At 70.5% G+C, this 20,465-nt stretch carries 20 protein-coding genes, 1 tRNA gene and 1 pseudogene; 12 read left to right on the forward strand and 10 right to left on the reverse strand.

The features are described 5' to 3' along the window. Positions 1-10: 10 nt before the first annotated feature. Positions 11-807 (reverse strand): annotated as a pseudogene (locus RHODO2019_RS10575) (SDR family NAD(P)-dependent oxidoreductase). A 282-nt stretch (positions 808-1,089) separates the two neighbouring features. On the opposite strand from RHODO2019_RS10575, the gene RHODO2019_RS10580 reads away from it, so the two are divergent. The 4 genes from RHODO2019_RS10580 (at position 1,090) to RHODO2019_RS10595 (ending at position 2,407) form a co-directional block, all read left to right on the forward strand. After that, positions 1,090-1,359: a hypothetical protein gene (locus RHODO2019_RS10580; protein ID WP_265381765.1), complete on the forward strand. Its 270-nt coding sequence runs from the start codon at positions 1,090-1,092 to the stop codon at positions 1,357-1,359. Continuing rightward, the gene (locus RHODO2019_RS10585) at positions 1,356-1,724 is read left to right on the forward strand and encodes a hypothetical protein (RefSeq protein ID WP_265381766.1); all 369 of its coding nucleotides are present in this window, start codon (positions 1,356-1,358) and stop codon (positions 1,722-1,724) included. The genes RHODO2019_RS10580 and RHODO2019_RS10585 overlap by 4 nt, the downstream gene beginning before the upstream one ends. A gap of 147 nt (positions 1,725-1,871) precedes the next feature. After that, positions 1,872-2,147 carry a type II toxin-antitoxin system Phd/YefM family antitoxin gene (locus RHODO2019_RS10590; RefSeq protein WP_265381767.1) on the forward strand — a complete coding sequence of 92 codons (276 nt, stop codon included), beginning with the start codon at positions 1,872-1,874 and terminating at the stop codon, positions 2,145-2,147. After that, positions 2,144-2,407 (forward strand): type II toxin-antitoxin system RelE family toxin, encoded by a 264-nt coding sequence (locus RHODO2019_RS10595; RefSeq protein ID WP_265381768.1) that lies wholly within the window; start codon positions 2,144-2,146, stop codon positions 2,405-2,407. The genes RHODO2019_RS10590 and RHODO2019_RS10595 overlap by 4 nt, the downstream gene beginning before the upstream one ends. A gap of 88 nt (positions 2,408-2,495) precedes the next feature. Here RHODO2019_RS10595 and RHODO2019_RS10600 read toward each other — a convergent pair whose 3' ends face one another. Next, positions 2,496-2,801: a hypothetical protein gene (locus tag RHODO2019_RS10600; RefSeq protein ID WP_265381769.1), complete on the reverse strand. Its 306-nt coding sequence runs from the start codon at positions 2,799-2,801 to the stop codon at positions 2,496-2,498. Between the two features lie 361 nt (positions 2,802-3,162). On the opposite strand from RHODO2019_RS10600, the gene RHODO2019_RS10605 reads away from it, so the two are divergent. Continuing rightward, a protein-coding gene (locus tag RHODO2019_RS10605) for an IS3 family transposase (RefSeq protein WP_265381770.1) occupies positions 3,163-4,571 on the forward strand; the annotation gives its coding sequence in 2 pieces (ribosomal slippage) (positions 3,163-3,523 and positions 3,523-4,571; 1,410 coding nt in all). Positions 4,572-4,747: 176 nt separating this feature from the next. Here RHODO2019_RS10605 and RHODO2019_RS10610 read toward each other — a convergent pair. Both RHODO2019_RS10610 and RHODO2019_RS10615 read right to left on the reverse strand, forming a co-directional pair. Continuing rightward, the gene (locus RHODO2019_RS10610; RefSeq protein WP_265381771.1) at positions 4,748-5,734 is read right to left on the reverse strand and encodes an alpha/beta hydrolase; all 987 of its coding nucleotides are present in this window, start codon (positions 5,732-5,734) and stop codon (positions 4,748-4,750) included. Positions 5,735-5,989: 255 nt separating this feature from the next. Continuing rightward, a complete protein-coding gene (locus RHODO2019_RS10615) occupies positions 5,990-6,604 on the reverse strand; it encodes a hypothetical protein (protein ID WP_265384914.1) in 615 nt (204 codons plus the stop codon). 561 nt (positions 6,605-7,165) lie between these two features. On the opposite strand from RHODO2019_RS10615, the gene RHODO2019_RS10620 reads away from it, so the two are divergent. Next, on the forward strand, positions 7,166-7,768 hold the full coding sequence (locus RHODO2019_RS10620; RefSeq protein WP_265381772.1) for a Pr6Pr family membrane protein: 603 nt from the start codon (positions 7,166-7,168) through the stop codon (positions 7,766-7,768). Positions 7,769-7,950: 182 nt separating this feature from the next. Here the strand turns inward: RHODO2019_RS10620 and RHODO2019_RS10625 are convergent, their stop codons facing one another. From RHODO2019_RS10625 to RHODO2019_RS10640, 4 genes are all read right to left on the reverse strand, one after another. Further along, entirely contained in the window at positions 7,951-9,105 is a 1,155-nt protein-coding gene (locus RHODO2019_RS10625; RefSeq protein ID WP_265381773.1) for a DUF2252 domain-containing protein, read from the reverse strand. Positions 9,106-9,990: 885 nt separating this feature from the next. Next, a tRNA-Val gene (locus RHODO2019_RS10630) sits at positions 9,991-10,062 on the reverse strand. A gap of 90 nt (positions 10,063-10,152) precedes the next feature. Then, positions 10,153-10,617: a peroxiredoxin gene (locus RHODO2019_RS10635; protein ID WP_265381774.1), complete on the reverse strand. Its 465-nt coding sequence runs from the start codon at positions 10,615-10,617 to the stop codon at positions 10,153-10,155. A gap of 94 nt (positions 10,618-10,711) precedes the next feature. Then, positions 10,712-11,131 (reverse strand): DUF3052 domain-containing protein, encoded by a 420-nt coding sequence (locus RHODO2019_RS10640; RefSeq protein ID WP_265384730.1) that lies wholly within the window; start codon positions 11,129-11,131, stop codon positions 10,712-10,714. A 303-nt stretch (positions 11,132-11,434) separates the two neighbouring features. Here RHODO2019_RS10640 and aceE point away from each other — a divergent pair, with 303 nt between their 5' ends. Then, entirely contained in the window at positions 11,435-14,197 is a 2,763-nt protein-coding gene (aceE, locus tag RHODO2019_RS10645; RefSeq protein ID WP_265381775.1) for a pyruvate dehydrogenase (acetyl-transferring), homodimeric type, read from the forward strand. A gap of 115 nt (positions 14,198-14,312) precedes the next feature. Here the strand turns inward: aceE and bluB are convergent, their stop codons facing one another. Both bluB and RHODO2019_RS10655 read right to left on the reverse strand, forming a co-directional pair. Next, positions 14,313-14,957 (reverse strand): 5,6-dimethylbenzimidazole synthase, encoded by a 645-nt coding sequence (gene bluB, locus RHODO2019_RS10650; protein WP_265381776.1) that lies wholly within the window; start codon positions 14,955-14,957, stop codon positions 14,313-14,315. Next, positions 14,954-15,433 carry a hypothetical protein gene (locus RHODO2019_RS10655; protein ID WP_265381777.1) on the reverse strand — a complete coding sequence of 160 codons (480 nt, stop codon included), beginning with the start codon at positions 15,431-15,433 and terminating at the stop codon, positions 14,954-14,956. The genes bluB and RHODO2019_RS10655 overlap by 4 nt, the downstream gene beginning before the upstream one ends. Positions 15,434-15,575: 142 nt before the next feature. On the opposite strand from RHODO2019_RS10655, the gene RHODO2019_RS10660 reads away from it, so the two are divergent. The 5 genes from RHODO2019_RS10660 (at position 15,576) to RHODO2019_RS10680 (ending at position 20,431) form a co-directional block, all read left to right on the forward strand. Next, a complete protein-coding gene (locus tag RHODO2019_RS10660; protein ID WP_265381778.1) occupies positions 15,576-16,751 on the forward strand; it encodes a PucR family transcriptional regulator in 1,176 nt (391 codons plus the stop codon). Between the two features lie 240 nt (positions 16,752-16,991). Beyond that, positions 16,992-17,915 (forward strand): ACP S-malonyltransferase, encoded by a 924-nt coding sequence (locus RHODO2019_RS10665; RefSeq protein WP_265381779.1) that lies wholly within the window; start codon positions 16,992-16,994, stop codon positions 17,913-17,915. Next, positions 17,912-18,901 carry a beta-ketoacyl-ACP synthase III gene (locus RHODO2019_RS10670; RefSeq protein WP_265381780.1) on the forward strand — a complete coding sequence of 330 codons (990 nt, stop codon included), beginning with the start codon at positions 17,912-17,914 and terminating at the stop codon, positions 18,899-18,901. The genes RHODO2019_RS10665 and RHODO2019_RS10670 overlap by 4 nt, the downstream gene beginning before the upstream one ends. A gap of 37 nt (positions 18,902-18,938) precedes the next feature. Continuing rightward, the gene (locus tag RHODO2019_RS10675) at positions 18,939-19,178 is read left to right on the forward strand and encodes an acyl carrier protein (RefSeq protein ID WP_265381781.1); all 240 of its coding nucleotides are present in this window, start codon (positions 18,939-18,941) and stop codon (positions 19,176-19,178) included. Beyond that, positions 19,175-20,431 carry a beta-ketoacyl-[acyl-carrier-protein] synthase family protein gene (locus RHODO2019_RS10680; protein WP_265381782.1) on the forward strand — a complete coding sequence of 419 codons (1,257 nt, stop codon included), beginning with the start codon at positions 19,175-19,177 and terminating at the stop codon, positions 20,429-20,431. Before RHODO2019_RS10675 ends, RHODO2019_RS10680 begins: the two co-directional genes overlap by 4 nt. Positions 20,432-20,465: the final 34 nt, after the last annotated feature.

Here is a 20,465-nt window from a genome sequence, read left to right on the forward strand (position 1 = left end):
GTGCCCATCCTCAGCGCGCGGAGTCCGGGCGGCGGGTTTCCGCGATCGGGCTGTGGCTCATCAGCCCGCCGTCCACCGCGATGACCTGGCCGGTGACGTAGCGGGACTCCGGCGAGGCCAGGAACACCATGACGGCGGCGACGTCCTCGGGGTCGCCGATGAAGGGCACCGCGTTGTGCCGGCGGATGCCCTCAACCATCTCGGCGGGCAGGTTGTCTCGCAGCGACGGGGTCATGACCGCGCCGGGGCGACAGCGTTGCACCGGATGTTCCGGTGCCCGTACTGGGTGGCGACGTACTGGGTCAGCCGGATGACCGCGGCCTTCGCGGTGCCGTACCCGGTCTGGACGAAGTCGCCGGAGAGCCCCCCGACCGAGGCCGTGTTGACGATCGAGCCGCCGCCAGCCTCGATCATGTGCGGGATGGCCAGGCGGCAACCGAGCACGGTGCTGCGCACGTTGAGGGCGATGATGCGATCAAACTCGTGGAGGTCCATGCCGACTACGTCCAGGTCCTTGCGCGGGTTGCTGCCCCCGACGTGGTTGCACATGATGTCCAACCGGCCGAACCTGCTCGCCGCGGTGTCGACCAGCAGCGCCAGCGACGCCTCGTCCATCACGTCCACCGCCATCCCGACGGCGCGCCCGCCGGCGTCGATGATCTCGGATGCAGCCCGGGCAGCGTCACCCTCGCGCAGGTCCCCGATGACCACCGCGGCCCCCTCGGCAGCAAGCCGACCCGCGGCGGCCCGCCCGATCCCGCTCGCACCACCGGTGATCACGGCCACCAGTCCTTCGACCCGCTGCATCCTGTCTCCCCACGTCGTCTCCTGGCCGCTCAGCTGCTGATGATCACCAATGTCAAGTGTCCACCACGAGCTGCCTCCGCCCCGAGCAGGATCGGCAGAAAGCAAGGACACCGTGCTCGGCGGCCGCTCAGGTTCCGTCCTGCCGAGCTGCAACGTGTCGAGCCCCGCCCCGCGCGCGGTTGGGGATCGCTGGTCGGGACGGCTCACACGCGTGGCCCCGGCCGGCGGTGAGGTCAATCCTGGCCCCGGCGACTATTGGGGCGTACATTATTGGACGTAGGGGTGACGTGGTCGGCGGCAGCCGACAAGCACGGTGTGTCCCACGAGGATGCGTTGCACGCGATGGTGAACGCGATCTACGTCGAGACAACGTTCGACGACCCGCGTCCGCCGGCCACGATCAGCCCAACGCTCTACATCGGCCCCCAGCGCGATCGAAGCGCGCCGCTGCTGGAAGTCATGGTCGAGTCGACTCCACCCCGGGGCGTGCACATCTTCCACGTCATGCCCGCACGGGCTAAGCACCTGGCCAGGATGAAGGAGAAACCGTGAACGAGACCCAGACAGGGACCACGACAGCTGCACGCGACCATGCGGCCGCGAGCTGGGCCGAGAACGAGATGGCCTTGCCAGCCAGGTCGGGCACCGCGCTGCGGGGTAAAGCCGCTGCGCAGCACGGCCGCGCCCTGCTCGAGCAGGCACTGGGCGGGCCCGAGGCGGTGCAAGCCGCGGTGCGCGGGCGTAAGACGTTGGGTCGCACCCGCCCGGCGGGGCGCTCCCCCAAGCGGCAGGCGACCCTGCCAGAAGAGCTCGACAAGCGCGGGCTCGCTTTCATACAGGCAGGCGGAGCGAACGACTACTCCGCGCTCATGCGGATTGCGCTGACGGAGTACCTCGACCAGCACGCGAGCGGATAGGACGCCCGGTTGGGGATCCCCTACCGAACGGGGGAGCCCGACCGTCCTCAGCTGGACTTGCTCACCGCGGCGGGTTCGCCCACCGGTCACTGGTGGCCATTCGCGACCCCATCTGTACAAGAGCGGCTATCGATGTACGCTTGGTACATGACGGTCGAGGCCACGTTCGCAGTGTCGGAAGCGCGCCAACAACTGGCCGCGATCATCGACCGCGCCCGTGCTGAGCATGCGCCGGTCTACCTCGCCCGCCGGGGTCGGCGGGTCGCCGCGGTGATCGACGCAGACGACCTCGACGAGATCCTGCAGCTCGCCGAGGACATGTCCGACATCCGGGCTGCCGAGGCGGCGCGGACTGAGATGCGAACGACGGGTGCGACACCAATCCCGTGGGAGCAGGTCAAGGCAGATCTCGGCTTGGCATGACCTACCGCATCACGTTGACCCCTGCTGCAGCGCGTCAGATGCGCAAGTTCGATCCGCAAGTCCGTCGCCAGATGCAGGCAGCGCTGGAGCTGCTGAGCTCCGATCCGCGGCCACCTGCGGCGACCCAGCTCGTCGGCGGCGCTGGCGAGTGGAGAGTTCGCACCGGCGACTACCGCATCGTGTACGAGATCGAAGACGAGGAACTTCTCGTGCTGGTACTCCGCGTCGGACACCGACGTGAGATCTACAGAGCCCGCTGAGCGATCCTGCATCGGGCGGCCGTCAAGTGTTACCCGCAAGGGTTTCCGCTCGGCTGGCGAAGGCGACCAGGGCCGCCTCCTTGTCCGGTTAGTGCTCAGCGGCACCTGTTCCTTCGCGGTGCGTAGATGCGTGAGAGCGGACTTCCCTCAGTTCTGCATTGGTGGCGGTCGTGGCGGCCATCGTGAAGCTCGTCAGCGGTAGGTCCAGGACCGCTTGAGCGTGATGCTTCTCGATTCCGAGGTGCCGCACGATCGCGTTCAGGGCGTTGTCGCGATTCGCCGACTTCGAGATCAACTCGAAGATGGCAGTCCTGTCTGCGAGGGCAGCTGAGATAGCTTCCAGGAAGCCCAGCCGTAGCAAGGCCATCCGGGCGCTCTTGTCGTCAAGGTCCACAGTCGAAGTGTGGCACCGCTGGGCAGGGCCAGCACCGCCTCCACGAGTAGCTGACGTGCGTATGGGCGCTCACTACGGCTCAGGGGGTGCTGCGTCGGATCGACGGTTCGAGGAACCCGTCGTCGCACCGTCGCTCGCGTCTCGCAATCCGAACCCGCTCCGGTCACGCAGCGGCTCTACGGCCGCACCGCGGACGTCCCGCTGCGGATCGCTCTACGGCGCACGTCTCAGGGCCGGGCCCTGCCTGTCAGGGTGAGTTGAGGCCAGTGGCTCGGAGCAAGTCCGCTTGGGCAGGGCGAGATTCAGGGTGATGATCATGTCGAGTTCGATGCTGTCTGTCCCTGTCGTTGATGATGGGTTGATGAGTGGTTCCGGGCCGCGGGCTGGTGGCCCATCGCGGCGCCGAACGTTTGCCGCGGCGGAGAAGCTGCAGCACCTGGCGGCCTACGACCAGGCCTGCCAGGCCTCCCAAGGTGGGGCGTATCTGCGCCGGGAAGGGCTGTACTCCTCGCAGGTCACCGAGTGGCGCAAGCTGCGCGACGCCGGGGTGCTGGAGGGCCGCCCCGCCAGCAGCAAGGTCGGCCGGCTGACCGTGGAGCAGCTCGAGATCGCCCGGCTGCGGGCGCAGTTGGGGAAGGCCGAGCGGCGTCTGGCGCGGACGGAGGTGGCCTTGGACATCATGGGAAAAGCACACGCGCTCTTGGAGGAGATCTCCGAGAGCGCGCAGGAGGACCCGCAGCCCAAGCGGCGCTGATGAACGCTTACCGCTCGTTGACCGCTGCCGGTGTCACAACCCGGGCCGCAGCCGGGCTGACCGGGGTGGCGCGGGCCACCGCGGGGCGAGTGGCAGCGTCGTCGCCACGTCGGTTCTCGCGGCCACTGCCAGCGAACCGGCTCACCGACGGTGAGCGTGCGCAGGTGCTGGCCGTGCTCAACAGCTCTGAGTTCGTCGACCGCACCCCGGTACAGGTCTACGCGGCGCTGCTGGAGGCGGGCCGGTACCTGTGTTCGGTGTCGACCATGTACCGGGTGCTGGCTGCGAACGCCCAAGTCACCGACCGACGCAGGTTGGCGCGGCACCCGGCCCGGGTGCGCCCGGAGCTGGTTGCGACCGGCCCGGGCCAGGTGTTCACCTGGGACATCACCAAGCTGCGGGGCCCAGTCAAGGGCGCCTACTTCGACGCCTACGTGATGATCGACATCTACTCCCGCTACATCGTCGGCGCGTGCGTTCACCCAACCGAATCCGCCGTGCTGGCCGAGGAGATGATGCGCCGCACCTTCACCATCCACGGCACCCCACAGGTCGTGCACGCCGACCGGGGTACCTCGATGACATCGAAGACCGTGACCGCTTTGCTCTCTGATCTCGGCGTGACCCGCTCGCACTCCCGCCCACGGGTATCCAATGACAACCCATTCTCCGAGGCCTGGTTCAAGACCCTCAAATACGCCCCGGTGTTCCCCGACCGGTTCGGGTCGCTGCAGCACGCGCGCACGTTCTTCGACGAGTTCGTGCAGCACTACAACCACGACCACCACCACAGCGGTATTGGTCTGCACACCCCCGCCAACGTGCACTACGGCCTCGCCGCCGACACCGACCAACGCCGACGACGAACCCTCGCTGCCGCCCGCGTTGCCACCCCGAACAGGTTCACCAGCAGCATCAACCCAAGGATCCTCGACCTACCCCAGGCCGCCTGGATCAACCACCCGATCCACCACCCCGAAGATCAACAACAGGAGACCGTCACCGCAGCCGCATAACTCCCACTGGCCTCAACCACCTTGACAACTTCCGGGGGCCGGGTTTGGAGCTGGCTCGTTTGATTGATAAGGGGGCCCACGGTGCTCATGATCAAGTTACCCAACGAAAGTATTTTGTTTGGCTCCATAAACTCTTCCGTTGACCGTGGCAGGCCGCTAGCGGCAACGCGCGGGGGTCACTTGCTGAGGGTGCGGACGAAGTCGACGCTGTCACGCGAGATCTGGGTACGGGCGTCGTCGTGGCTGATCGCAGGTGTCCCGTCACCGGGTTGCGGTCCGTAGTCGCCGAAGAAGGCGTGCACGGACCCGTCGATCGGGGTGAACGTCGACCCGGCCGGCAGCATTGGCCTGGAGGCCTCGACCTTGTCCGGCGTGGCAAGTCCATCGTTGGTCGCCGAGACCGACAGCACCTTCGCACTCAGCGAGGTGCTGAGGTCGGAGATGGGGTAGGAGGCGTAGAGCAGGAGCCCGACGACTGGCGCGGTGGGGTCGTGGTCACCGGAGTTGGCTTGCATCGCGGCGATGGATCCGCCGAGGGAGTGCCCGCCCACGACCCACCGCGTGATGGCCGGATAAGCCGGCTTGGTGGCATCGAAGGTGGTGATGGAGAGAAAGGCGATACCCAGGGGCTGCTTGGGGATGATGACGGTGAACCCGGCTTCGGCCAGAGGTCGCAGCACCGCTGCGTAGGCGCGGGCGTCGACCTTGGCGCCGGGCTGGAAGAACACCCCGGTGTCGCTCGCGGAACCGGTCGGGCTCATGACGATCTGGGTTGGGTACTCCGCGACGGTGACCTTGGCATCGGAGCTCATCGCCGCGAGGGCAGGTTCGACCGCGGTGAAGGGTCGCAGCCACACCATGAGCCCGACCCACCCAACAGAGGCGACGACCAGAACAATGCGGATGGCGCGGCGCCATCCGGTTCGGGTGGCACGGGGGTGCAGCGTTCGCCGGCCGATGAACGCCGATCCGATCAGGGTCGCGAGGAGCAGCACGGCGTAAAGCGGGTGGCCGTGGACGATCGCGCCCCACCCGGTCACGCACGCCCAGGCAACAACCAGGACACCGGCCGCGGCGACGACGCGCACACCCCAGGTGACCCACGACGGATCCGGCGGAGCCGGCGCTGGCGACGAGGTGGCGTCCACGGGGTTCTCGGTCATCGCGGCAGTGTGACAGCAGTGCGGAGTCGGTCGAGGCCGCCGGCTGCACTCCAGCGATCGCCACGGTGCAGCAGACGGCCAGGAGGTAGGAGACAACGTCGTTGCTCGCCTCGATGCCCGCACAGGCAGCGAGGAGCACGTGATCGGCACGGTGCTCGCCGACCCCGGGTATGCCAGCGACACCAACCTCGCCGCGCCCGGCCCGCCACGGCTGATCGCGTTGGGCAAGAACCGGGACCAGCTCAAAGCCGCGCATCAGACGCCGGCATGCAGGAGCGCAGCGGCTTCCTGCGCGGCGCGGACCATGGGCACGAACGAGCTTTGGTCGGTGGTGGCCTGTCCGACCTGGACAGCGACGATGACCTGATGGGCGGTCACCGCGACCTGGGTGTTGTAGCCCTGCACGAAACCCTTGCGTGTAGGCATGATCCGAAGCTGCGGATCGGTGGTGTTCGCAACGATCCGCGGCAGGCCAGCCCTCGCGGAGCGACCGGACCTGGTTGCCGTTGCGCGGACCAGCTCAGCAGCGTCGACCACCCGGCGGGCCCGCGCAACCGTGCTGCTGGCCTCCATCGGCACCGGAGGCCGCCCCGGCAGGGTCCGACCCTCGGCGACGGCGGCCGCGCGCCGGTCAAGCTTGGCCTGATGCTCGGCGACCGCGCGCGCCACGTGCGCCCGGGCCTCGCCGAGGCGGTGCGGCCCGTCCGGGATACGCCCGCGCACCGGTTCACCGGCCTCCGAGCGGCAGCGACGCTCAAGAGCCGCCCTGTCCCGCTCCTGGTCCGCGCGGGCCCGCCGCCCAGCCTGGGTGGCGACCTGCGCAGCCGCCTCGCGGATGCGTCGGGTCCTGCCAGTGCGATCACCGAGCACCCCAGGAACCCGGTCCGCGGGCCCCTGGCTACCTCTCTGATTGATCTTGGTCGGGGAGGACCCCCTGTCGTGGGGTGGGGCTGCTGAATCGACCACTGACGACCTGGAGGTCCTCGTGTCTCGCCACAATGCGGCTCTGACCTCGGTAGCCCGGCTCCGCCTGGCCCGGATGGTCGTCGACGATCCCTGACCGGAAACGGGCCGATGGCGCCCAGGGCCTGAGAGATATCGAGAGCCTGCGTGCGTGGTGAGGCCTGCCGACTTCGAGCAGCCCGCGACGCTCACAGGCCCGAGCAGCGGGGCCCTCGGTGGGGGTCGCGCTGCTCGCCGGCGTCGGCATGTCGGCTCGACGGTTGGTAGGTGGGTGCTCTCAACCGGGTCTGCCGGCGGCGTTGTGGTCGCCAGCGGTGATGTCCACACCGTTCGCGCGGGCTATCGGTACGACATGATTACCACCGGGTTCGACTAACGACACGGAAGGCTGCGGCTGTGGAAGGTGTGGAGCAGTACCAGCCCCGGACGGGGGCGTTGCTGGGGCGCGGGCCTCTCGTGGTGGGTCGGATGGTGTTCGCGCTGCTCGGCTTCAGTGCGCTGGTCACCGAGGTCGCCACCCTGGTGGCTCGTGGTCGGTTCGTGCCCGCCAACTTCTTCAGCTACTTCACCGTCGAGTCGAACGTGATGGCCGTGGTCAGCCTCGTGGTGGGCAGCATCGCCGCTGCGACCGGCTTCACCAGCCGACGCCTCGATGTCGCCCGGGGTGCGGTCGCGCTGTACATGACGACGGTCGTGCTCGTCTTCGTGACACTGCTCTCCAACCGGCCCGCCGACGAGCTGACGGCTGTGCCGTGGGACAACACGGTGCTGCACTACATCATGCCGGTCGTCGTCCTGGCCGACTGGCTGCTGAGCGGGCGCGCTGCCGCCGTCGGCTACCGCCTGGCGTTGTTGTGGCTCGCGGTGCCCTTGGCGTACGCGCTGTACACCCTGGTCCGTGGTCCGCTCGCAGGCTTCTACCCGTACCCGTTCATGGACCCGGCTCTGCACGGTTATCCCACCGTCCTGCTCACCTGTCTCGTCCTGGGGGTCGTCCTCGCCGTGCTCGCCATCGTGGTCGCCGCGGGCCCGCGCTGGGTTCGACCTGCACGCCCGGGCCTGCCCGGCTGAGGGGTTGTCAGGTTGTGGTTCCCCGCCCCACGTTCGGGGTGTGGGGAAGCCGGGGGGGTGCAGGAGCGGACGTCCTCGGCAAGCGATCAGGACGGCCATGCTCCGGCGTCGCGGTGACCGACCGTCGCCCGGCAGACCTGTCTGCTTCTGCTACGGGGTGGTGGTTGGGGTGAGGGCAGCGCTCACCAGCCCGGCGTACTGGGGATGGCTCCGGATCGGACGGCGTCGACGAGCTGCTGGTGATCGACGGCGGTCTGGTCGGCGTAGGCGACCGCGAAGTGACCGAGGGCCTCGTCGAACTTTCGGCCCTTGCCGATGTAGGCGTTGATGGCGATCGGGTCCCCGCTGCGCGCGTGGGATCGGGCCAGGGCGCCGCCGCAGGCGGTGGCGAACTCAGCGAGTCGGGGGGCGAGGATCTCGGCGTCGGCGATGACCTTCATGTCGCGGAACTGCCGGACGTAGAAGTCGTGACCCAGGGCGGTGGTCCAGCCGACGAAGATGTCGGTGGCGCTCTGGATGAGCCGCTGCCCGGTCACCACCCGCTGGCCGTGGTTGGGGTGCAGGCTGGCGCCGCAGAACGGTTCGTACACCGACGGTCCGGCCTGCTTGATCTGCAGGAACAGCGGGTCGTTGTCGTGGCGGCCGTTGAGCAGGATCAGGTACACCCGCATCCCGACGCTGCCGACACCGACGATGTGCTGGACGCCGTCCACCGCGGTGAAGCGGTCCAGCAGGTGCCGACGGTCCTCATCCAACGAGTCTCGGTACGCGCGGTAGACCGACTCGGCGGCGAAGTGCTCCAGGTGGGTGCGGATCGGTGGTTCGTCAGTGATCCGCCACTCCCCGTCGACGCGCTCGGTGAGTTTCTTGGCCGCTCCGGCGCTGGTCTTCTTCGTCGCCGTCCTCGCGATCAGAGAGCTCGCGCGCTTCTGGTCCGCGGTGTTGAACGCGCCGATGAGGTTGTCGACGGTGATCTTGTCGTACCAGATATCGAGCTGCTTGGCGGTGCTGTACCCGGCCATCCGCATCCGGTAGGAGCCCAGACACGCCGCGACCGCCCTGTCCGCCACAGCCTGCTTGAGGCCGGCGTCCCTGGCCAGGACTGCGATGCTGGCGACCAGTCGGGACACGTCCCACTCGAACGGCCCCGGCAGGGTCTCGTCGAAGTCCCGCAGATCGAAGGAGAGGTTGCGCTCCGGGGTGGCCCACAGCCCAAAGTTCAGGATGTGCGCGTCCCCGCAGAGCTGGACGGTGAGCCCGGTATCCGGCCGCGAACCCAGGTCGGCTGCAGCGACAGCCGCGGCACCCCGGTAGTACGTCCAGGGGGAAGCGGACATCCGACCGTGGCGGATCGGGAGCAGATCCTGCTGCCGAATGTTCTCCTGGGCCAACACGGTTTCCAGGGCGTCGTGGCCCCGGGTCCGCGGATCCCACGCGCCGAGGTCGGCAGGCCGCTGGTGATCTCGAGCGGCCACGCCCTTCGCCACCCGCTCCTGCGCTGTGAGGCTGAGCGTCACCGGGACGTCCACGTGGTGGTGCGGCTCGTGTCCCTCATCTGTGTGGTCCGTTCTTCGATGGCGACACCGACGCCATCAGAGCAGGGTCGCAGAACGGCTCGGGACGACGAGTGATCTCAGGCGTTGTCTACCCGATGGGCGTCGCCAGAACCACAGTTGTCGAACAATCTCCCCGAGTGCGACGAGACCGCCACGCCCCGGAAGGAGTCCCACCACGTCGGTCCACGATGCCGATCACACGTCGGTGGGTGTACGTCCCGTAAGCCGAACCCGCTCCCGGGATCGCGGCAGCGAAACGGGGGTGTTGGTGCCGCCGCGTCCCGTAGGCCTCGTCCGGAGAGCGTTTCGGTGGAGGGGCGTCGTACGGCGCCGACCGTCGTCCTACGTCCAGGGAACCGAGACACCCTCCGAGCGGGTCCGGCATCACGTCCGCGCAGGGTCGTCCGCCGCGCAAACCGGCCTGCAAGGGGGCGTGTCGACGGTGGTCATGACGCCGAGCTGCGCGACGCTTCCAAGCAGGAGAACGATCGGCCACGCCCGGCTCAGCACTTCCAGGAATGATCCGCCGGGCCGTCGTCAAGGGGCAACCCTGGGGGCCCTGGCTACACCACGCGTCCGCTTGTCGCTTCAGAACTGCGATGACATGCGACAGCGCAATCCTGTGTGGACAGACTAATCCTTCCGCATCACTGCAGCTCAAGAGGGTGGGCGCGGCAGGTCTCGAACCTGCGACCGCCTGTGTGTAAGACAGGTGCTCTACCGCTGAGCTACGCGCCCGAGTGCGGTCCCGCGGGATCGTCCCGGGACACGGTGCGGTCGACGGGACCGTCCCCGGGAACCGCTGCGGTCCCGCGGGACGGCGTCGGCTCAGGCGACCAGCCTGCCGAGCGCGGCGTCCCAGGCGGACTGGTCGCGGGGCTCGCCGGGGCCGTTCATCTCGGCGAACCGGATGGTGCCCTCCTTGTCGACCACGAAGGTGCCGCGGTTGGCGAAGCCGGTGGTCTCGTTGAACACCCCGTACGCCTGTGCGACGGCACCGTGCGGCCAGAAGTCGGCCAGCAGCGGGAAGGTGTAGCCCTGCTCGGCGGCCCACACCTTGTGGGTGGGCGAGGCGCAGACCGAGATCGCGAGTATCGCGGTGTCGTCGTTCTGGAACTTGGGCAGCTCGTCGCGCACCTGGCAGAGCTCTCCCTGGCAGGTGCCGGTGAAGGCCAGCGGGTAGAACACGACCAGGACGTTCTTCTCGCCCCGGAAGTCCGAGAGGGAGACCTCCTGGTTGTTCTGGTCCTTGAGCGTGAAGTCCGGTGCGACGGCGCCGACGTCGAGCGGCATGGGTGCTCCTCCTGTGTCGCCACGGGGCGAGGTGCGCCCGGGCGGGTGCAGAGTACCGAGCGGGACCGACACCGCCGGTCGGCCGGCCGGAGCCTCAGCGCTTGGCTCGGGCCTTCGGCTGCACGAGGCGGTTGGCCGCCCAGTCACCCAGGTTCATCGTCAGCGTCTGGGTGAGGCCCGCCGTGGGCGCGGCCTCGGCGATCTCGCTGGGCTCGACGTGGCCGGGCTGTCCCGTCTTCGGGCTCAGCACCCACACCGACCCGTCGTCGGCCAGCGGACTGATCGCGTCCACGAGGGCATCGACCAGGTCGCCGTCCCCGTCCCGCCACCACAGCAGCACCACGTCGACGACGTCGTCGGAACCCTCGTCGACCATCTCGCCACCGCACTGCTGCTCCACGGTGGCACGGAGGTCGTCGTCCACGTCCTCGTCCCAGCCGAGCTCCTGCACCACCATCCCGTGCGTGATGCCCAGCTTCTCGGCGTCGTTCCGGGAATCCCCCGCGGCGACCACGGTGTGGTCCTCCTCTGCGTCGTCGTTCACGGTGTCGGGCCCGTCGAAGATGGCCCGGTGTGCTGTCGGTCTCCCCGAGAGCGAACAGGCTGCGAGCGACCTGCGCAAGCCAGCCCCTCTGCCGGGCGCGCCGCGCGCACCTGTCGCTACCCGTCGGTAGACCTCCGGCTCACCCAGACCGACGTCGGTGAGGCACGATCATCGCGTACGTCCGGGCCTCCTGCGGTCGGGCGTCCGGCACCGGAGTGCTCCACCCCCGAAACCCTGGGGACCGGGGCGTTCCCCACCAGTGAGGAGCACACGTTGGCTGATCAGCCGACCGCCGGCAGCACCCCCCGCGTCCGGGTCATCCGGGAGGGCGTCGCCTCGTACCTGCCGGACATCGACCCGCAGGAGACCAGCGAGTGGCTGGAGTCCTTCGACGCCGCGCTGGAGCACGCCGGACCCCAGCGTGCGCGCTACCTCATGCTGCGCCTGCTCGAGCGCGCCGGGGAGAAGCGAGTGGCCATCCCCGCGCTGACCTCGACCGACTACGTCAACACCATCCCCACCGAGAACGAGCCGTGGTTCCCCGGCGACGAGGACGTCGAGCGCCGCTACCGCGCGTGGATCCGCTGGAACGCCGCGGTCATGGTGCACCGTGCCCAGCGCCCCGGGGTCGGCGTCGGTGGCCACATCTCCACGTACGCCTCCTCGGCCGCGCTGTACGAGGTGGGCTTCAACCACTTCTTCCGCGCCAAGGGCCACGCCGGTGGCGGCGACCAGATCTACATCCAGGGTCACGCCTCCCCCGGAATCTACGCGCGCGCGTTCCTCGAGGGCCGTCTCTCCGCCGAGCAGCTCGACGGCTTCCGCCAGGAGCACAGCCACGCGGGCGACGCGGGCGGTCTCCCGTCCTACCCGCACCCGCGGCTGCTGCCCGAGTTCTGGGAGTTCCCCACCGTCTCGATGGGGCTGGGTCCGATGAACGCGATCTACCAGGCTCGGTTCAACCGCTACCTGCACGACCGGGGCATCAAGGACACCTCCGACCAGAACGTGTGGGCGTTCCTGGGCGACGGCGAGATGGACGAGCCGGAGAGCCGCGGGCTGGTGCACGTCGCGGCCACCGAGGGCCTCGACAACCTCAACTTCGTCATCAACTGCAACCTGCAGCGCCTGGACGGTCCCGTCCGCGGGAACGGCAAGATCATCCAGGAGCTGGAGAGCTTCTTCCGCGGCGCCGGGTGGAACGTCATCAAGGTCGTCTGGGGTCGGGAGTGGGACGCGCTGCTGCACGGCGACCGCGACGGCGCCCTGGTCAACCTGATGAACACCACCCCGGACGGGGACTACCAGACCTACAAGGCCAACGACGGCTCCTACGTCCGCGAGCACTTCTTCGGCCGCGACCCGCGGACCAAGGAGCTCGTCAACCGGATGACCGACGACGAGATCTGGAACCTCAAGCGAGGTGGGCACGACTACCGCAAGGTGCACGCCGCCTACGCCGCGGCCACCGCCCACAAGGGGCAGCCCACGGTCATCCTGGCCAAGACCATCAAGGGCTACGGGTTGGGCACGCACTTCGAGGGCCGCAACGCCACGCACCAGATGAAGAAGCTCACGATCGACGACCTCAAGCTGCTGCGCGACCGCCAGCACATCCCCATCTCCGACGAGGTGCTCGACCGTGACCCGTACCTGCCGCCGTACTACCACCCGGGCCAGGACGACCCGGCGATCCAGTACATGCAGGAGCGGCGCCGCATCCTCGGGGGCTACGTGCCCAGCCGCACCCTGGTCGCCAAACCGCTGGCCCAACCGGCCGACAAGACCTACGACGTGGTCAAGCGCGGCTCGGGCAAGCAGGAGGTGGCCACGACCATGGCCTTCGTCCGGCTGCTCAAGGAGCTGCTGCGCGACCCGGAGCTGGGCAAGCGGATCGTGCCGATCATCCCGGACGAGGCGCGGACCTTCGGGATGGACTCCATGTTTCCGACGCTGAAGATCTACAACCCGCACGGGCAGCTGTACACGTCGGTCGACGCCGAGCTGATGCTCGCCTACAAGGAGAGCGAGCAGGGCCAGATCCTGCACGAGGGCATCAACGAGGGTGGCTCCACGGCCTCCTTCACTGCCGTCGGCACCTCCTACGCCACCCACGGCGAACCGATGATCCCGATCTACATCTTCTACTCGATGTTCGGCTTCCAGCGGACCGGCGACGGTCTCTGGGCCGCGGCCGACCAGATGACCCGGGGGTTCGCCCTCGGCGCCACCGCCGGGCGCACGACGCTCACCGGTGAGGGCCTGCAGCACGCCGACGGGCACTCGATGCTGCTCGCCGCGACCAACCCCGCGGTGGTGGCCTACGACCCGGCGTTCGGGTTCGAGATCGGCCACATCGTCAAGGACGGGCTGCGCCGGATGTACGGCGAGAACGCCGAGAACATCTACTACTACCTGACGATCTACAACGAGCCCTACGTGCAGCCGGCCGAGCCCGAGGGCGTGGACACCGAGGGGATCGTCAAGGGGCTGTACAAGTTCAAGGTCGGCTCCGGCGAGGGTCCGCGCGCACAGGTGGTCAGCTCGGGCGTGGGCATGCAGTGGGCGCTCAAGGCCCAGGAGCTGCTGGCCACCGACTGGGGCGTGGTCGCGGACGTGTGGTCGGCGACGTCGTGGACCGAGCTGCGCCGTGACGGGGTGGCCGCCGAGCGTGAGGCCCTGCTGCACCCCGGGGACACCCCGCGCACGCCGTGGGTGACCACGGTGCTGGCCGACGCCCAGGGGCCCGTGGTCGCGGTCTCGGACTGGATGCGAGCCGTGCCGGACCTGATCCGCCAGTGGGTCCCGGGCGACTACGTCACCCTCGGCACGGACGGGTTCGGGTTCTCCGACACCCGCCCGGCCGCGCGCCGGGTGTTCAACGTGGACGCCGAGTCCGTGGTGGTCGCCGTGCTCGCGGCGCTGGGCCGCTCCGGGGAGCTGGATCCGGGCAAGGCCGTCGAGGCTGCGCAGAAGTACCGCATCGACGACGTGCACGCCGCCGGGCCGTCCACCACGGACGCCGGCAACGCCTGAACGCTCCTGCCCCGGCCCCTGAACCGCCAAGTGCGGGCTATTCGCGGTCATCCGCCCCGGAATGACCGCCAATAGCCCGCACTTGGCGGTGGACGAGGAGAGCGGGGACCGGGGCTCAGGAGGGGCGGGGCGACCAGCGCTCGGCGTGCACGGCTTCGGCGAGCGGACGCCGCGCACGCCAGCCGAGCCGCTCCAGGTCCGGCACCGCCTGCACCGCGGCCACGCGGCCGACGCACAACCAGGCGATCGGCCGCACGTGCTCCGGCAGGCGCACCAGCTCACCCAGCACGGGCTCGTCGTAGAAGCTGACCCACCCGACGCCCAGCCCCTCGGCGGTCGCGGCCAGCCACAGGTTCTGCACGGCCAGCACGGTGGAGAACACCCCCGTGTCCGCGACCGTCGCCCGGCCCAGCACGTGGTCCCCGCCGCGCGTCCGGTCGTGGGTCACGACGACTCCGAGCCCGCTCTCGGTGATGCCCTCCACCTTGATGGGAGCGAAGGTCGCCGCTCGGTCTGCCGGCAACGAGGCGCCGAACTCCACCCGCTTCTCCGCGACGTGGGAGGCGAAGCGCCGCAGCGTCTGCGGCGCACGCACCAGGATGAAGTCCCACGGCTGGGTCATGCCGACGCTGGGGGCGGCGTGCGCGGCGGCCAGCACCCGCTCCAGCACGTCCGGCTCGACCGGTTCGCCGGTGAACTCCGCCCGCACGTCACGGCGCGCCCGGACGACGTCGTAGAACGGCGTCGACGGTTCCGTCACAGCCGCACACCCGAGGTGACCCCGGCCGACTCCAGGTGAGTGAGGTGCCGACGCAGGGCAGGTGCGCTCGTGGCGTTGAGCAGCAGCGCCACCACCGCCAGAGGCGCGGCCACCAGGTAGGGCCCGCGGTCGTCGACCACCACCGAGACCGCGAACGCCAGCACGGCCACCACCTCCACCACGACCAGGGCGACGAACGCCGAGCCCCGCACCTGCGCCAGCACCTCCTGCTGCGACTGGTCCACGACCATCGGCGCCGCCCGGCGGGGCGGCACCACCCGTGAGGCGACCAGGGCGGCCACCCCGAGGACGAGCCCGACGCCCAGGCCGACGAGGCCCGTGCCGGACTCCGGCAGGACCACCACCAGCAGCACGGCGGCGAGGGCCACGATCACCGCGGTGACGACCAGTGCGACCAGCCGCAGGGAGGCCACGAGCTGGACCGGGGTCGACGGCGCTGCCGCGGGGGTGCTCACCGCGCCCACAGTAGGGACCGGGCTCCGACGGTGGTCCCCGTGCTCCCCCTGCGGGACTCCGGCCGCGCCCACCGCAGGTCCCGGGCCCGGCCGCTCACCGCCGGAGGCCGGGCCCGGGCACGGCCCGGCGTACGTTCCCCGGGTGGCCGCCGCCGACCGACTCCCCGACGAGGTGCTGCGCCGGCTCGAGCTGGCCTCGGGCGACTTCTCCCACCAGGCCATCGTCACCATGGCCCAGCAGCTCCCCTTCTTCGGGCGGATGAACGCCGAGCAGCGGGCCAGCGTGCAGCTGGTCGTGCAGACGGGGGTGGCCAACTTCGTGGAGTGGCTGCGCGATCCGCGCGCCGCCATCCGGCTCACCGCCGAGGCGTTCCGCGCCGCCCCCCGCGACCTCACCAAGCGCGTCAGCCTGCGCCAGACCGTCGAGATGGTCCGTACCGCCACCGACGTGTTCGAGCGTCAGCTGCCCAGCGTCGCCACCGACGCGGCGCAGCTCGCTGCGCTCACCGAGGCGGTGCTGCGGTACGGCCGGGAGATCGCCTTCGCCGCGGCGACCGTCTACGCCGCGGCAGCCGAGTCGCGCGGGGCGTGGGACGCACGGCTGGAGGCGCTGGTGGTCGACGGGGTGGTGCGCGGGGACCCCGACGAGTCGCTGTTGTCCCGGGCCTCGGCCCTGGGCTGGGACCTCTCGGCGACCGCCACCGTGGTGGTGGGGAACCCGCCCGACCGGCCGGCGTCGAGCGTGACGAGCTCGGTCCGGGCGGTGGCGGCCCGGCACGCCCGTGACGCCCTGGTGGCCGTGCAGGGCTCCCGGCTCGTGGCTGTGGTCAGCGGGGCGCTGCCCGGCACCCCGCTGCTGACCGACCTGTCCGGGTGCTTCGGTCCGGGGCCCGTCGTGGTGGGTCCGGTGGCCGCCTCGGTGGGGGGGGCGAACCGCAGCGCGGTGGAGGCGATGGCGGGGTTGCGCGCCGTGCCCGCGTGGCCCTCGGCGCCGCGCCCGGTGCTGGCCGCCGACCTGCTCGCGGAGCGGGTGCTCGACGGGGACCCGTACGCGGAGCGGGCCCTGCTCGACCTCGTGGTGCGGCCGCTGCTGGGCGCCGGCGGTGCGCTGGCCGACACCCTGGACGCCTACCTCGAGGCGGGCGGGGCCGTGGAGAGCTGCTCGAGGACCCTGTTCGTTCACGCCAACACCGTCCGCTACCGCTTGCGGCGGGTGGCCGAGGTGACCGGGCTGGAGCCCACCGCCCCCCGCGACGCCCACGTCCTGCGCACCGCGTGCGCCGTGGGTCGGCTCGCGGTCGCCCGCGGCACCTTCTGAGCCCAGGGTCGGCTCGAGGACGCACGCCGGCCAGCACACCGGTCCAGGACGGGCGTCGTTGAGCACACGCTTGTGCACCCCGACAACGTCACACTCCGACCTGGACGCCGTTCACCCCGCAGCCGCAGCGTCCCTGTCCTGCTCAGCGGGGTCGCTTGTGGGAACCCCACAACACGCGTCCGCAGAGTTGGTGCACGTCCACACGGTCGATCACGGTGGTGGACGTGTTCCCTGGGACAGGTGATCGCACTCCTCGCTCCCGGACAGGGCTCGCAGTCCCCCGGCATGCTCGCGCCCTGGCTCGCCCTGCCCGGTGCTCCCGAGCGGGTGGAGGCGTGGTCGGCGGCCACCGGGCTCGACCTCGTGCGCCTGGGCACCACCGCCTCGGCGGAGGAGATCACCGACACCGCGGTCACCCAGCCCCTGGTGGTGGCCCTGGCCCTGCTGGCGCACGACGCGCTGCTCGCGGCCGGACAGGTCCCGGATGACGCACTGACCGCGGGCCACTCCGTCGGCGAGCTCGCCGCCGCGGCCATCGCCGGCGTGCTCAGCGCCGACGACGCCGTGGCGCTGGCCGCCGTGCGCGGGGCGGCCATGGGTCTGGCCTGCGCCGCAGAGCCCACCGGCATGTCGGCCATCCTGGGCGGCGACCCCGACGAGGTGCTCGCCCGCCTCGACGAGCTCGGGCTGGACCCCGCCAACCGCAACGGCGCCGGACAGGTCGTCGCCGCCGGGGCCCGAGCCGGCCTCGACGCCCTCGCGGCGGACCCGCCCGCGAAGGCCCGCATCATCCCGCTCGCCGTGGCCGGGGCCTTCCACACCGCGTTCATGGCCCCCGCGCAGGAGGCCGTCACCGCCCGGGCCGCCCAGATCAGCGTCGCCGATCCCACCCGCCCGCTGCTGTCCAACGCAGACGGCACCGTGGTCACCGACGGTGCGGACGTGCTGGCGCGGATCGTCGCCCAGATCACCCGCCCCGTCCGCTGGGACCTGTGCACGGAGTCGATGCGCAGCCGCGCCGTCACCGCCGTCGTCGAGCTCCCGCCGGCCGGCACCCTGGTGGGCCTGGCCCGCCGCGAGCTGAAGGGCACCCCCACGGTGGCGCTGAAGACCCCCGACGACCTCGCGAAGCTGGCGACCGTGCTCGAGCAGGTGTCCGCGTGAGCCCGCGCCTGCTCACCACCGCCGCCCGTCCGGGCGCACGGATCCTCGGCACGGGCTCCTACCTGCCCGAGCGCGTCGTCACCAACGACGAGCTGGCGCTGACCATCGACACCAACGACCAGTGGATCCGCGAGCGCGTCGGCATCGTCAGCCGGCACAAGTGCGCCCCCGGCGAGACCCTGGTCGACATCTCCGCGCACGCCGGCCGCGCCGCGATCGCCGACGCCGGCCTGCAGCCCGGTGACATCGACGCCGTCATCGTCGCCACCTGCACGCCGCCGAGCCCGGTGCCCAACATGGCTGCCCAGGTGGCCACGGCCATCGGCACCGGTGACATCGCCGCCTTCGACCTGAACACCGCCTGTGCCGGCTTCTGCTACTCCACCGCCGTGGCCACGGACATGGTGCGGGCCGGCACCGCGACCAACGTGCTCGTCATCGGCGCGGAGAAGTTCACCGACTGGATCGACCCGAACGACCGCTCGACGGCGATCATCTTCGCCGATGGGGCGGGCGCGGCCGTGGTGGGCCCCTGCACCGAGGAGCAGGGCCCGGCCATCGGACCGGTGTCCTGGGGCAGCTCAGGCGACCAGCACGCCGTCATCCAGATCCGCGACCGCACCACGTTCGTCGAGCAGGAGGGCCAGGCCGTCTTCCGCTGGGCCACCACCAAGGTCGCCCCGGTGGCGCTGCGCGCCCTCGAGCTCGCCGGGCTCACCCCTGCCGACGTCGACGTCCTCGTCCCGCACCAGGCCAACCTGCGCATCCTGGAGTCCCTCGCCAAGGCCATGCGCAAGGCCGGGGCGCGCGAGGACATGGTGCTCGCGCGCGACATCGTCCACACCGGCAACACCTCCGCCGCGTCGGTGCCCCTGGCCCTGGACCACCTGCGTCGCGACGGGCTGGCGCACAGCGGCCAGGTCGCGCTGCTGGTCGGCTTCGGCGCCGGCCTGTCCTTCGCGGCCCAGGCGGTGGTGCTGCCATGATCCGACCCGTACCCACCCCTTCAGAAGGAGCGCAACTGTGAGCAACGACGAGATCACCGCCGGCTTCGCCGAGATCATCGAGGAGGTCGTCGGCATCGAGGCGGCCGACGTCACCCCGGAGAAGTCCTTCGTCGACGACCTGGACATCGACTCCCTGTCGATGGTCGAGATCGCCGTCCAGACCGAGGACCGCTTCGGCGTGAAGATCCCCGACGAGGAGCTCGCGAACCTCAAGACCGTCGGTGACGCGGTGGACTACATCGCGAAGAACAAGTGACCAGTTCCCCCAGCGCACCTGGTGACGGCGGCCGCACGTCGGTCGTCGTCACCGGGTTCGGTGCCACCACTCCGCTGGGCGGTGACGTCGCCTCCACGTGGGAGGCGCTGCTGGCCGGGCGCAGCGGGGTCGGCACCCTGGAGCAGGACTGGGTGGCGCGCTTCGAGCTGCCCGTGCACATCGCCGCGCAGCTCGCCGTGGAGCCCACCGAGACCCTGTCCCGCGTGCAGGCCCGGCGGCTGGACCGCAGCGAGCAGGTGGCGCTGGTCGCCGCCCGCGAGGCCTGGGCCCACGCCGGCTCCCCCGAGGTCGACCCCGAGCGGCTCGGCGTCGTCATCGGGACCGGCGTCGGTGGCGCGGTGGCGCTGTTGGACCAGGACGACCTCCTGGAGAACCAGGGCCTGCGCAAGGTCTCCGTCATGACCATCCCCATGCTGATGCCGAACGGCCCTGCCGCCACGGTGGGTCTGGAGCTGGGTGCCCGCGCGGGCGTGCACGCTCCCACCTCGGCCTGCGCGTCGGGTTCGGAAGCCATCGCCACCGCGTACCGGATGATCGCCATGGGCGACGCCGACGTCGTGGTCTGCGGCGGCGCCGAGGCCTGCATCACGGGCATCACGCTCGCCGGCTTCTCCCAGATGCGAGCCATGAGCACCCGCAACGACGACCCGGCCTCCGCGTCCCGGCCCTTCGACGCCGACCGCGACGGGTTCGTCATCGGCGAGGGCTCCGGCATCGTGGTGCTCGAGCGCGAGGAGTTCGCCGCGGCGCGCGGGGCCACCGTGCTGGGCCGGCTCGTCGGCTACGGCATGAGCTCGGACGCCTTCCACATCACCGCCTCCCCGGCGGACGGCGAGGGCCAGGCCCGGGCCATGACCACGGCCCTCCGCCGGGCCGGCGCCACCGGGTCCGACGTGGGGCACGTCAACGCCCACGCCACCTCCACCCCGATCGGCGACGCCGCCGAGTTCGCCTCGATCACCCGCGCCGTGGGTGACCACGCCGTGGTCACCGCACCCAAGTCCACCCTGGGTCACACCCTCGGTGCCGCCGGTGCGCTCGAGTCGATCATCACGATGCTTTCGCTCAGCGAAGGCGTCATCCCCCCCACCGCAAACCTGGTCCACCAGGACCCCGCGATCACCCTCGACGTCGTGACGGGCGAACCCCGTCGCGTGCAGGTCGATCTCGCGATCAACAACTCCTTCGGCTTCGGCGGGCACAACGTGGCGCTCGCCTTCGCTCGCGTCTGAGCCAGACCGGCTCCGACCCCTCCCTCCACAGGAG

The sequence above is a fragment of the Rhodococcus antarcticus genome, from assembly GCF_026153295.1.
GTDB classification, from domain to species: Bacteria; Actinomycetota; Actinomycetes; order Mycobacteriales; family Mycobacteriaceae; genus Rhodococcus_D; species Rhodococcus_D antarcticus.

Bases quoted from the DNA above. Each gene is read 5' to 3' on its own strand.
- RHODO2019_RS10625 (WP_265381773.1), bottom strand. From the start codon at position 9,105: ATGTCCGCTTCCCCCTGGACGTACTACCGGGGTGCCGCGGCTGTCGCT.
- RHODO2019_RS10635 (WP_265381774.1), bottom strand. From the start codon at position 10,617: ATGCCGCTCGACGTCGGCGCCGTCGCACCGGACTTCACGCTCAAGGAC.
- RHODO2019_RS10595 (WP_265381768.1), top strand. From the start codon at position 2,144: ATGACCTACCGCATCACGTTGACCCCTGCTGCAGCGCGTCAGATGCGC.
- RHODO2019_RS10620 (WP_265381772.1), top strand. From the start codon at position 7,166: ATGGTGTTCGCGCTGCTCGGCTTCAGTGCGCTGGTCACCGAGGTCGCC.
- RHODO2019_RS10590 (WP_265381767.1), top strand. From the start codon at position 1,872: ATGACGGTCGAGGCCACGTTCGCAGTGTCGGAAGCGCGCCAACAACTG.
- RHODO2019_RS10610 (WP_265381771.1), bottom strand. From the start codon at position 5,734: ATGACCGAGAACCCCGTGGACGCCACCTCGTCGCCAGCGCCGGCTCCG.